At 43.9% G+C, this 12,556-nt stretch carries 15 protein-coding genes; all 15 read left to right on the top strand.

Annotation, left to right across the window (positions count from 1 at the left end; translation table 11 throughout):
- The first annotated feature begins 51 nt into the window (after positions 1-51).
- The gene (glyA, locus tag LROSL1_RS09530; protein WP_178914433.1) at positions 52-1,290 is read left to right on the top strand and encodes a serine hydroxymethyltransferase; all 1,239 of its coding nucleotides are present in this window, start codon (positions 52-54) and stop codon (positions 1,288-1,290) included.
- Between the two features lie 76 nt (positions 1,291-1,366).
- A complete protein-coding gene (gene upp / locus LROSL1_RS09525) occupies positions 1,367-1,996 on the top strand; it encodes a uracil phosphoribosyltransferase (protein WP_178914432.1) in 630 nt (209 codons plus the stop codon).
- A gap of 505 nt (positions 1,997-2,501) precedes the next feature.
- Positions 2,502-3,206 carry a F0F1 ATP synthase subunit A gene (gene atpB / locus LROSL1_RS09520; protein WP_017261250.1) on the top strand — a complete coding sequence of 235 codons (705 nt, stop codon included), beginning with the start codon at positions 2,502-2,504 and terminating at the stop codon, positions 3,204-3,206.
- Positions 3,207-3,231: 25 nt separating this feature from the next.
- Complete coding sequence (gene atpE, locus LROSL1_RS09515) at positions 3,232-3,444, top strand: F0F1 ATP synthase subunit C (protein WP_017261249.1); 213 nt, start codon at positions 3,232-3,234, stop codon at positions 3,442-3,444.
- Between the two features lie 47 nt (positions 3,445-3,491).
- Entirely contained in the window at positions 3,492-4,016 is a 525-nt protein-coding gene (gene atpF, locus LROSL1_RS09510) for a F0F1 ATP synthase subunit B (RefSeq protein WP_017261248.1), read from the top strand.
- Positions 4,000-4,545, top strand: a complete 546-nt coding sequence (gene atpH / locus LROSL1_RS09505; RefSeq protein WP_017261247.1) for an ATP synthase F1 subunit delta — start codon at positions 4,000-4,002, stop codon at positions 4,543-4,545. Before atpF ends, atpH begins: the two co-directional genes overlap by 17 nt.
- A 27-nt stretch (positions 4,546-4,572) precedes the next feature.
- Positions 4,573-6,105 (top strand): F0F1 ATP synthase subunit alpha, encoded by a 1,533-nt coding sequence (gene atpA, locus LROSL1_RS09500; protein WP_017261246.1) that lies wholly within the window; start codon positions 4,573-4,575, stop codon positions 6,103-6,105.
- A 20-nt stretch (positions 6,106-6,125) separates the two neighbouring features.
- Positions 6,126-7,085, top strand: coding sequence for a F0F1 ATP synthase subunit gamma (locus LROSL1_RS09495; RefSeq protein WP_017261245.1), 960 nt, complete (start codon positions 6,126-6,128; stop codon positions 7,083-7,085).
- 59 nt (positions 7,086-7,144) lie between these two features.
- Positions 7,145-8,551 carry a F0F1 ATP synthase subunit beta gene (gene atpD / locus LROSL1_RS09490; protein ID WP_017261244.1) on the top strand — a complete coding sequence of 469 codons (1,407 nt, stop codon included), beginning with the start codon at positions 7,145-7,147 and terminating at the stop codon, positions 8,549-8,551.
- 14 nt (positions 8,552-8,565) lie between these two features.
- Entirely contained in the window at positions 8,566-8,997 is a 432-nt protein-coding gene (locus LROSL1_RS09485; protein ID WP_017261243.1) for a F0F1 ATP synthase subunit epsilon, read from the top strand.
- A 127-nt stretch (positions 8,998-9,124) separates the two neighbouring features.
- The gene (locus tag LROSL1_RS09480) at positions 9,125-9,346 is read left to right on the top strand and encodes a DUF1146 family protein (RefSeq protein ID WP_178914431.1); all 222 of its coding nucleotides are present in this window, start codon (positions 9,125-9,127) and stop codon (positions 9,344-9,346) included.
- Positions 9,347-9,413: 67 nt separating this feature from the next.
- Positions 9,414-10,724: a UDP-N-acetylglucosamine 1-carboxyvinyltransferase gene (murA, locus tag LROSL1_RS09475; protein WP_178914430.1), complete on the top strand. Its 1,311-nt coding sequence runs from the start codon at positions 9,414-9,416 to the stop codon at positions 10,722-10,724.
- A 316-nt stretch (positions 10,725-11,040) separates the two neighbouring features.
- Positions 11,041-12,036 carry a rod shape-determining protein gene (gene mreB / locus LROSL1_RS09470; RefSeq protein ID WP_017261239.1) on the top strand — a complete coding sequence of 332 codons (996 nt, stop codon included), beginning with the start codon at positions 11,041-11,043 and terminating at the stop codon, positions 12,034-12,036.
- A gap of 11 nt (positions 12,037-12,047) precedes the next feature.
- Entirely contained in the window at positions 12,048-12,350 is a 303-nt protein-coding gene (yidD, locus tag LROSL1_RS09465) for a membrane protein insertion efficiency factor YidD (RefSeq protein WP_017261238.1), read from the top strand.
- Positions 12,334-12,552 (top strand): DUF2969 domain-containing protein, encoded by a 219-nt coding sequence (locus LROSL1_RS09460; protein WP_017261237.1) that lies wholly within the window; start codon positions 12,334-12,336, stop codon positions 12,550-12,552. The genes yidD and LROSL1_RS09460 overlap by 17 nt, the downstream gene beginning before the upstream one ends.
- The last annotated feature ends 4 nt before the right edge of the window (positions 12,553-12,556 follow it).

The following is a 12,556-nucleotide window of genomic DNA, read 5'->3' as shown; positions in this document are numbered from 1 at the left end:
AATACCATCAGATCACGTAGGGTTATTGAACCTGTCAAGGAGGAATTGCCGATGAGTTATCAAGACACAGATCCAGAATTATGGCAAGCAATCACCAACGAAGGGAACCGTCAGCAGCATACCATTGAGTTGATTGCGTCTGAAAACATTGTTTCAGATGCCGTTCGGGCTGCACAAGGCTCTGTTTTAACCAACAAGTACGCTGAAGGTTACCCGGGTCACCGTTACTACGGTGGTTGTGAATATATTGATGTCGTGGAACAACTTGCAATTGATCGTGCCAAACGGCTCTTTGGTGCCGAATACGCTAATGTACAACCGCATTCCGGTTCACAGGCAAACATGGCTGCCTACATGGCGCTCATTAAGCCAGGAGACGTTGTGATGGGGATGGCATTGGATGATGGGGGTCACTTAACTCACGGTTCAAAAGTTAACTTCAGCGGCAAAACGTATACTTTCTATGGCTACCATGTCGATCCAAAGAGCCAACGGTTGGATTATGATGCCATTTTAAAACAGGCTCAGGAAGTTCATCCCAAATTAATCGTTGCAGGCGCGTCTGCGTACAGCCGAATCATTGATTTTAAGAAGTTTCGTGAGATTGCGGATGCAGTCGGTGCAAAGCTCATGGTTGATATGGCTCACATCGCTGGGTTAGTGGCAACTGGGTTACATCCAAGTCCAGTACCATATGCAGATGTTGTCACGACAACCACTCACAAAACACTTCGTGGGCCACGAGGTGGACTGATTTTGGCCAAGGCTGAATACGCGAAAAAGTTAAATTCAGCCGTTTTTCCGGGCACTCAAGGCGGTCCGTTGGAACACGTAATTGCTGGTAAAGCAGCTGTGCTGGGTGAAGACTTACAGCCAGCATTTAAGGTTTATGTCGAACAGGTCATTAAGAATGCACAAGCGATGGCCAGCGTATTCAATGAGGATGATCAGGTAAAAATTTTGACTGGCGGTACGGATAATCACTTAATGACGCTAGATCTTACCGGTACGTCGTTAACTGGGGCAGCTTTGCAGGACTTACTTGACGCTGTCGATATCACGACAAATAAAGAAGCAATTCCTAACGATCCTGCCGGTCCACGCGTTACATCTGGATTACGATTGGGAACGCCGGCGATTACTACTCGGGGATTTGGTGAATCGGAGAGCAAGCAGGTTGCAGAACTGATTCTATCCATCATTCACCACCCCGAAGATGCCGCTGTTGCCCGCGATGTAGCAGTTAAGGTGCGTCAATTAACAGATGCGCATCCAATTAATGTGAATTAATCAAGAATTACACTCGCGTTCAGAGCTAAAATCGACTAGAATTAGTTTCAGAAAATAAAAGGGAGTGTGGCATCCGATGGGGAAGTTTGAGGTTCTTGATCACCCGTTGATTCAACATAAATTAACGATAATTCGTAACCGGGATACAGGCACGAAAGTCTTCCGTGAAGTTGTGAACGAAATTTCAACACTTATGGCTTACGAGGTTTCACGCGATATGCCGTTGGAAGATGTCGAAGTAACAACGCCAATCGAAAAGACGGTAAAGAAACAGTTGGCTGGTAAAAAGGTCGCTATTGTGCCAATTTTACGTGCAGGTTTAGGAATGGTCGACGGATTTTTGAACTTGATCCCTGCTGCTAAAGTTGGGCATATTGGGATGTATCGTGACGAAGAATCGTTACAGCCCGTTGAGTATTTCGTCAAAATGCCAGCTGACATTGGCCAACGTCAAATTTTTGTTGTTGACCCAATGTTAGCTACTGGTGGCTCAGCCATTATGGCCATTGATGCACTTAAGCAACGTGGTGCACACAGCTTTAAATTTATGTGTTTAGTAGCAGCCCCAGAAGGTGTAAAAGCTTTACAAAAGGCTCATCCAGAAGTTGATATTTACACGGCTGCATTGGATGAAAAGCTCAATGAAGATGGTTATATCATGCCTGGTTTAGGGGATGCTGGTGACCGTTTGTTTGGTACAAAGTAGTTATTTGTTTTCTGATTTCAATATTCAAAGAGAGATTTAAAGCTTCCTGATGATTAGCTGTCGGGAAGCTTTTTTAATTTGATCGACCTTGGTGTACTGTTAACAACGTGTTCGGTAATCAAATAATCAAACTAAAAAAGATTTAGACACTAATTCAAAGTGACTGAACTATAATAAGAACACTTTCCATTTGTGTAGTCTTTAGAATTCTTTCACAATCAGAAAAGTGTTCACTAATAAAAATTGTTAATGAAAGGAGAATAATGTAAATAATTTTCTCGAAGTCATTGAGAACGGTTGCAAAACGCTAAAATCTTTGTCGGAGTAGGAATAATCAGACATTAGAGAATGCGAAATTCTTTTGCGATTGATTTTCAATGGTGGTATCATATTTCTGTATTTTGAACAGCAGGGGCTCGGATTTTATGGCTATTTTTACATAACTGTAACGAGCTGGTTCACAATATTGCAACACAACTAAGGTTACGGAAAGAGGTGATATTTAGTGGATTCCTTCCAATTTTTGGGGCTGACTTTTAACACCGCCAACATTATCTCGATTACAATTGCGTTTGCCATCGTGTTTTTTGTCGTTTTCTTTCTATCTAGAAAAATTACGATGAAGCCAACCGGTGGCCAAAATATTTTGGAGTGGATAATTGATTTCACCAACGGCATCGTTCGTGGTCAATTACCTGGACGTGATGGCGGTCAGCTTGGATTATTTGCGTTTACAGCGTTTCTTTTCGTTTTCTTCGCTAACCAGTTAGGCTTGTTCCTACAGGTTTCTGTGAACGGCGTTGATTATGTTCGTAGTCCAACTGCTAATCCAGTTGTGACGCTGACGATGGCTATGGTTACACTAGCGTTGGCTCACTACTTGGGTGTGGTTAAGTTCGGTTTTGGTGGTTATATTTCAAATTCTTATCTCAAACCATTTGCAGCATTACTACCAATTAACCTCGTCGAAGAATTCACGAACTTGTTAACGTTGGCTTTGCGGCTTTACGGTAACATCTTCGCTGGTGAGACGTTGTTGAAACTGATTGGCGGAATGGCCTTCTCACACGGTCTTCCAACGATTATTGTAGCGTTACCACTTGAGATTGTTTGGCAGGGATTCTCGGTATTTATCGGGGCAATCCAAGCCTATGTTTTTGTAACCTTAAGCACAGTATATATTTCTCGGAAAGTTACGGTAGAGGAATAAAAATTTCTTAGGAGGATTCAATATTATGGGAGCAATTGCTGCTGGAATTGCCGCTGCTGCGGCAGCTATCGGTGCCGGTGTCGGTGACGGGATGGTTATTTCTAAGACCTTGGATGGTATGGCACGTCAGCCAGAATTATCCGGTCAACTTCGTGGAACGATGTTCATTGGTGTTGGTTTAATTGAAGCTATGCCAATCATTTCTATCGTTATCGCCTTCTTAGTTATGAACAAGTAGTTTCAAGACTAAAGAAGTACTAATTCTGACAAGGGAGGTGCCAATAGATGTTTTCACCATTAGTTTTAGCGGCTGAAAAGGGTTTTGATTACGGCGATATGCTGTTTTATATGGTCGCATTTGTATTGTTAATGTGGTTAGTTAAGGTGTTTGCTTGGAAACCCGTTACGAAAATGATGAATGACCGGGCCACGAAAATTGCTAACGACATTGATTCTGCTGAAAAGTCACGCTCTGATGCAGAAAGTTTAGCAAGTCAACGTCGTGATGCACTTGCCAACTCACATCAAGAAGCCTCAACAATTGTTGCTGACGCTAAGGATGCGGGTAATCAACAACGTGACAAGATTATTAACCAAGCACAATCAGATGCCCAGAAGTTACGCGAGAACGCCACTTCTGATATTGAACAACAACGTCAAGACGCTCTTGTAAGCGCACGTAAAGACGTGGCTGATTTGTCTATTGAGATTGCTTCCAAGATCATTCACAAGCAATTAAATGCCGACGATCAAAAGGCATTGATTGATTCTTATATCGAAGGGTTGGGAAAAGATGACCAAACTCGCTAAATCGCAAGTTGCTCGTCGTTATGGTCGTGCCATGTTTGACGCGGCAAACGAAAAGCAGCAACTGGAACCGGTTTATGATGAGCTCATCCAAGTCCAAGGCGTTTTTCAATCCGTGCCTAATTTGGGAACGGTTTTGACAGGTGCTGGTTTACAGAACCCCGAGAAGGAAGCCCTCTTGAAGCCTTTGTTAAGCTCAACTAGTCCACTAGTTCATAACTTTTTACAAATGCTTTTCGACTACGGCCGGTTGGATGATACGGTCGCAATCATTGATGAGTTCAAACGGCTCTATGATGAACAAAACCAAACAGTTTATGCTGACGTAACTACTGCTGTAAGTCTCGATGAGACTCAAAAACAGCGGCTAGCGGACAGCATTGCTAAGCGGGTCGGTGCTAAAACTGTACACGTAAATCAAATTGTTAATCCAGATATTATTGGTGGCGTGATCGTCAACAGTAATAACACCGTGATTGACGGTTCGATTCGTACCCGTCTAGCGCATATCCGTCAAAGTTTGACGCGATAAATTTTTAAACAAAGAGGTGAATTCCGCATGAGCATCAAAGCTGAAGAAATCAGCGCTCTGATTAAGCAACAACTTGAGAACTATCAAGAAGAGCTAACCGTTGAAGAAACGGGAACAGTAACCTACGTTGGTGACGGGGTTGCTCGTGCTCATGGTCTGGATAATGCATTAGCTGGCGAATTACTTGAATTCGATAACGGCGTGTATGGGATGGTCCAAAACCTTGAATCCGATGACGTCGGAATCGTTGTTTTGGGTGCTTACGATGGTATCCAAGAAGGTTCGTCCGTTAAACGGACTGGCCGGATTATGGAAGTACCAGTAGGTGATGCCCTTATTGGCCGTGTTGTGAACTCTCTAGGTCAACCTATCGACGGCAAGGGTGAGATGAAAACAGATCACACGCGCCCTGTTGAATTTAAGGCCCCGGGTGTTATGCAACGGAAGTCCGTTAGTGAACCATTACAGACTGGGATCAAAGCGATTGATGCCTTGGTACCGATTGGTCGTGGTCAGCGTGAGTTGATCATTGGTGACCGGAAAACTGGGAAGACATCATTAGCTATTGATACAATTGTTAACCAAAAAGATCAGGACATGATCTGTGTCTACGTTGCTATTGGCCAGAAGGAATCAACTGTGCGTGCACAGGTTGAAACGTTACGTCAGTTAGGCGCCATGGATTACACGATTGTTGTTTCTGCTGGTCCTTCTGAACCAGCACCAATGTTGTACTTGGCACCATATGCCGGTGCGGCAATGGGTGAAGAATTCATGTATAACGGTAAGCATGTGTTAATCATCTATGATGACTTATCAAAGCAAGCCGTTGCTTATCGTGAACTTTCCTTAATTCTTCGTCGGCCACCAGGTCGTGAAGCTTACCCTGGGGATATTTTCTACACTCACTCACGGTTACTTGAACGTGCTGCGAAGTTAAGTGACGAAATGGGCGGTGGCTCAATGACTGCTTTGCCAATCATTGAAACCCAAGCCGGTGATGTTTCGGCTTATATTCCAACTAACGTTATTTCCATCACTGATGGACAGATCTTCCTGAACTCAGATTCGTTCTATTCAGGTGTTCGTCCGGCCATTGATGCCGGGACTTCTGTTTCCCGTGTTGGTGGTGACGCACAGGTTAAAGCCATGAAGAAAGTTGCTGGGACATTGCGTTTGGACCTCTCTTCATACGCTGAACTGGCATCGTTCGCACAATTTGGTTCTGATTTGGATCAAGCGACCCAAGACCGCTTGAACCGTGGTCAACGGACGATTGAAGTGTTGAAACAACCACTCCATCAACCACTGCCTGTTGAAAAACAAGTTGTGATTCTGTACGCCTTGACTCACGGATATTTGGACAAGGTTGACGTGGCTGATATTGCACGGTTCCAGAGTGAATTGTTCGATAATTTTGACGCTAACCATGCAGACCTGTTGGACACCATTAAGACGACTGGTAACTTGCCCGCTGATGACGACATGAAGGCTGCAATTTCAGCATTTGCTGATTCTTTCCAACCAACGAAAGCTGCCGCCACTGACGGTACAAAGTAGGTTGAAAGGAAGGTGAGCAAATGCCTGCAGCATTGAACGAAGTTAAACGCCGCATTAGTTCGACGCAAAAGACGTCTCAGATTACGACAGCCATGCAAATGGTTTCAACGTCAAAGTTGAGTCAAATTCAACGTCATACGAGTGGTTATCAAGTTTATGCATCAAAGGTTGAAAGTGTTGTGACTCACCTTGCTGCATCACATTTATTGGATTCGGGTAACGTTGATATGAGCTCGACCAGTAAAAATGATGATGTACCTGTCAGTGGCTTAATGACACAACGTCCTGTTAAAAAAACAGGATTGTTGGTCGTGACCTCTGACCGTGGACTTGTAGGAAGTTACAATAGCAACATTATCAAGTCGACTAATGATTTTATTAATGAGCATGGTAAGACGCCTGATGATTATGTCATTATGGCCGTCGGTGGCATGGGTGCCGATTTCTTTAAGAAACGGGGCATGAATGTTGCTTATGAATACCGTGGTGTTAGCGATGTACCAACTTTTGTTGAAGTTCGGGAAATCGTTAAAACTGTGACAGCTATGTACAATAACGAAGTTTTTGATGAACTGTATGTTTGTTACAGTCATTTTGTTAATCGACTCACATCACGTTTTCGTTCGACACGCATGTTACCAATTACTGGTGACACGATTGAAGATACGAAACCTGATGGTGATGAAGTTGTTCAACCTAAGACTGCGCCGATCAGTATTACGCCGGAATATGAATTGGAACCTTCTGCTGAAGAGATTTTACAAGTTGTATTGCCGCAGTATGCTGAAAGCTTAGTTTACGGTGCGATTCTCGATGGTAAAACGTCAGAGCATGCGTCCAGTGCAACTGCGATGCAGACTGCTTCTGATAATGCCCATGACCTCATTGACAGCCTGAGTTTACAGTATAACCGTGCTCGCCAGAGTGCGATTACGACTGAAATCACTGAAATTACTGGTGGTCAGGCTGCCTTAGAGTAATTGGAAGCATCCATAAGGAAAGTTTATGGTTGAAAAATAAGCGGAAGGAAGAAACGTACATGAGTTCTGGTAAGATTGTTCAAGTTATCGGCCCAGTCGTTGACGTTGAATTCCCTCTGGACGGCACATTACCTGCCATTAACAATGCGCTCTTAGTTAAGCGTCCCAACCAAAAGGATTTGACGGTCGAAGTTACCTTGGAATTAGGTGACGGAGTTGTCCGGACAATCGCGATGGATGGAACAGATGGCTTGCAACGTGGGATGGAAGTTGAGGACACTGGTGGTTCTATTTCTGTTCCTGTTGGTGAAGACACATTGGGCCGGGTATTTAATGTCCTTGGGGAACCCATCGACGGCGGTGAGGACTTCGGTCCTGATGCTCAACGTAACCCGATTCATCGGGAAGCGCCAGCATATGACCAATTGACAACTAGTACTGAGATCCTTGAAACAGGGATCAAAGTTATTGATTTACTTGCCCCATATGTTCGTGGTGGTAAAGTCGGACTTTTCGGTGGTGCCGGTGTTGGTAAAACAGTTCTGATTCAAGAATTAATTCACAACATTGCGCAAGGCCACAACGGGATTTCAGTGTTCACTGGTGTTGGTGAACGTACCCGTGAAGGTAACGACATGTACTTTGAAATGAAGGGATCAGGTGTCCTTAAACAGACAGCCATGGTTTATGGTCAGATGAATGAACCGCCTGGTGCCCGTATGCGTGTTGCTTTAACTGGTTTGACGATTGCGGAATACTTCCGTGATGTTAAAGGCCAGGATGTGCTGTTATTTATTGACAACATCTTCCGGTTTACCCAAGCTGGTTCTGAAGTTTCTGCTCTTCTGGGGCGGATTCCTTCGGCCGTTGGTTATCAGCCAACGTTAGCAACTGAAATGGGGCAATTGCAAGAACGGATTACATCTACCCAAAAGGGTTCCATCACGTCGATTCAAGCCGTATATGTGCCAGCCGATGACTACACGGATCCGGCCCCTGCTACGACCTTTGCGCACTTGGATGCGACGACTAACTTGGAACGTTATCTGACTCAACAAGGGATCTACCCAGCCGTGGACCCATTGGAATCAACGTCTTCAGCGCTGACACCAGAAATTGTTGGTCAGGATCACTATGATGTTGCAACCCGTGTTCAGCAAATCTTGCAACGTTACCATGAATTGCAAGACATCATCTCTATTTTAGGGATGGATGAATTGTCTGACGAAGAACAAACAATTGTTGCCCGTGCTCGCCGGATTCAAAACTTCTTAAGTCAACCATTCTCCGTTGCGTCTCAATTTACTGGGATTGATGGTCAATACGTTTCTGTTGAAGATACGGTGGAAGACTTTAAGGAAATTTTGGATGGTAAGTACGACGATCTTCCTGAAGAAGCATTCCGTCTTGTCGGAACTGTGGATCAGGCTGTGGCAAAGGCAAAGCAATTGCAGGGTAATAATTAAAGGAGGCGTGACCAATGGCTGAACCTCATTTAACTGTTACGATTGTGACGCCTGATGGAACGTCTTATGATAATGACCATGCATCCATGTTTGTTGCTAAAACAACAAACGGAGAAATTGGGATTTTACCTAATCACGTGCCATTAATTGCCGCTTTGGAGATTGACGAAATCAGGGTGAAGGGTGACCAAGATGCTGAAGATGAAATTGCCGTAAATGGTGGTTTTGTTGAGTTCTCGAATAACGTTGCGACCATCGTTGCTGACTCAGCTGAGCAACAAGATGCAATCGACGTTACACGTGCGGAAAATGCACGTAAACGAGCACAAGAGGCTATTGAACACGCCCAACAAGAACATGATGCGAATGAACTACGTCGCGCAGAAGTTGCATTGCGTAGGGCAATTAATCGAATCAATGTTGCATCACATCAACGTAATCGATAAAGACAATTAAATGTGTCACTCAAGAGGCTTACTAAGTTTTTAGTAAGTCTCTTTTTTACGGTGTTTTTTTAAGGAACTCATTTAACGAGTATGATAGAATTGGTTGTATCAATCAAAGAGGTGCAAGATGGCTGTATATGGTTTTTCTGTGGTAATTAAAATAGTGTTTCAACTGGCCTTTATTTGGTTTGCACTATGGGCAATCAAGCCATTACCACTTGTCAAAATCATGCCATTATATCCACGCCAGGCACAGGCAATTCTAGTTTTACTGGCAATCGTCATTGGATATACTTGTAGCTCCTTTTTTATTGACTTATTTCAGTCGATCATTGGATTTAAGCCATGATTGAAACTTGTTGTTATTAACAATTAAAACTGTTGCACTAGGAAATTGAGTTTGGAGGAACATCTTTATGGAAAAAATCATTGTTCATGGCGGTCAGCCATTGAAGGGAACCGTACATATCGAGGGCGCTAAAAATGCTGTGTTGCCAATTCAGGCTGCATCGCTGTTAGCCTCAACGGGTGAATTGATTTTAACTAACGTTCCCGCCCTGTCCGACGTGTTTATGATGAATAAGGTGCTAAGTTTTCTCAATGTCAGTGTCGATTTTGACCGGCGGGTTAAGTCTGTGACTTTTAATGCCAGCAAGAAGGTTGGTTTTGAAACACCGTTTGAGTACGTTTCGAAAATGCGTGCTTCAATTGTTGTCATGGGTCCCTTGTTAGCAAGAGTCGGTCGTGCTCGTGTAGCGATGCCAGGTGGCTGTGCAATCGGCAGTCGTCCAATTGATCTGCATTTAAAGGGCTTTGAAGCGCTCGGTGCTAAAATTGAACAGCATGATGGTTATATCGAGGCTAGTGCGGATAAGTTGGTTGGCGCTAACATTTACTTGGATTTTCCTAGTGTCGGGGCAACCGAAAACATTATGATGGCCGCAACCTTAGCTGAGGGCACCACTACAATTAAAAATGTGGCGCGCGAACCAGAAATTGTTGATTTAGCTAACGTTTTGAACAAGATGGGCGCTAAAGTCTTTGGTGCAGGCACTGAGTCAATTCGTATCGAGGGTGTGCCCGCTTTGCATGGCTGCGAGCACAGTGTGGTTCAGGACCGGATTGAAGCAGGTACATTTATGGTTGCTGCCGCAATTACTCACGGTGACGTTTTAATTGCTGATGCAATTCCTGAACACAATAAGCCATTAATTTCAAAGTTATTAGAAATGGGCGTCGAGGTTCGCGAGGAACAGAAAGGCCTGCGTATTATTGGACCTGACAAGTTGATGGCAGCCAACGTTAAAACTGCTCCGCATCCAGGTTTTCCGACGGATATGCAGCCTCAGGTATCGGTTCTTCAGTTGATGGCTGACGGCACCAGCACGTTAACAGAAACTGTGTTTGAAAATCGTTTTAACCACTTAAACGAACTTCGTCGAATGAATGCTCACTTTACCATTGAGGGCCGTTCAGTAGCACTTCAGGGGCCAACAAACTTTAATGGTGCTGAAGTAGCCGCAACCGATTTGCGAGCCGCAGCTGCCCTTGTGCTGGCTGGATTAGTGGCAAATGGATATACGACGGTCACTAATCTGAAATACTTGGATCGCGGCTATTGTGATTTCCATGAAAAATTGGCAAACCTTGGGGCAGAAATTGAACGTGTTGATATTGATACGGATCTCAAGGCTGTTATTTCAAAGAAGAGTCTGAAAGTAATCTAATTAGTTAGCTTGGTTTGACTTGGATCATGACACTAATTGATTTACAGTTAACAGAAACTGGTTAATGCAAAATGTCCTCATTCCCATTTTTTGGTGAATGAGGACATTCTACGTTGATAGACATCGTGAAGAAAAAATTTAAGATGATTTATTTGCGTATAACAATTTTTGGCTCTGAGACGGAAATTAACGAAAACCTAAAAATGTTTGCAAATTCCTGTTTCTCCGCGGATTTTGACTGATCAACTGCTGACGGACAAAGTGGTAATATGCTATAATTGTGCATTGAAATTGTACGAATTGAAAGGAGTTCAACATGGCCAAAGATATTGGAATCGATTTAGGCACGGCCAATGTGTTGATTTATGTTGTTGGCAAGGGCATCGTTCTTGATGAACCGTCCGTCGTTGCCGTAGATACCAAAACTGAGCGTGTTTTAGCTGTGGGTTCAGAAGCTTACCGAATGGTTGGCCGCACGCCCAGCAATATTCGGGCCATTCGCCCATTAAAGGACGGGGTTATTTCCGATTTTGATGTTACGGAGGAAATGCTGTCATACTTCATTAATAAGCTGAACGTGAAGGGCTTTATGTCGCGTCCTAACATTATGATTTGTGCCCCAACCAACATTACTGAAATTGAACGAAAGGCTATCATTCAAGCTGCCGAAAAATCTGGTGGCGCCAAGGTTTACTTGGAATATGAGCCTAAGGTTGCTGCTATTGGTGCTGGTTTAGATGTTTATCAGGCGACTGGTAACATGGTGATTGATATCGGTGGTGGGACCTCTGATATTGCGGTCTTATCTCTTGGCGATATTGTTGCCAGCACATCATTACGCATGGCTGGTGACCGAATGAATGCTGATATCGCGGCTTATGTCAAACGTGAACATGGGCTGACGATTGGTGAACATTCAGCCGAAAACATTAAGATTAAAATTGGGACTGCGATTCATCTAGAACATCCAGAGAGTATGGAAGTTCGTGGTCGTGATGCCGTTGATGGGATGCCTCATGCCGTGGAAATCAATGCTAATGAAGTTGAGGCTGCATTGCATGACACGTTGCAGCAAATCATTGACGCCGCACATGGCGTCCTAGAACGAATTCAACCAGAATTGGCTGCAGATATCATTGACCGTGGCATCATTTTGACAGGCGGTGGTTCATTACTAGAAGGTATCGATCAGCTCATTTCTCGCGAGCTCCAAGTACCTGTCATGATTTCCGAACAACCACTTGATAACGTGGCTAAAGGTGCCGGTGAGCTGTTAGAGCGAATGAACGGTAAAAAAGGTCCACAGTTGTAACGGAGGCAGTTATGAAATGGTTGCTCACGAAGTTGGTTCGTGGTTACCAACGGTTTATTTCACCGTTATTTCCGCCAAGTTGTCGCTATTATCCAACATGTTCAAATTACATGTTGACGGCTTTAAAAAAGCATGGCGCTTTTCTAGGCTTAGTGATGGGAATTGCGCGGATTCTGCGTTGTAATCCTTTTATTCGCGGCGGATATGATCCGGTTCCAGATTTCTTTACAATTCGCCGTAATCCAGATCCTAAAGATATGGATCCAATTGTTGCGGCATACTTTCATGGGGAGCATCATGGCAAAAAAAGATAAAACAGTGCCGGTATCGATTGATGAAGTTGATGTTGACGGAGAAACGATCGAACAAGTTTCTGTTAACAAGCAGGTCATTGGTGATATTCGACCAAATGATAAAAAGTTTCTGGCAACGACCGCTAATGGTCAAAAGATTGTTGCAAATAGTCAGGAAGATGCACTACAAGCAATCTTGGCTGAGTTTAATTTACATGGTTAAAGGA

The organism is Furfurilactobacillus rossiae (genome assembly GCF_013394005.1).
Taxonomy (GTDB): Bacteria; Bacillota; Bacilli; order Lactobacillales; family Lactobacillaceae; genus Furfurilactobacillus; species Furfurilactobacillus rossiae.
Note: the sequence above shows the minus strand (reverse complement) of the source record. Positions and strands in the feature narration are given on the sequence as shown.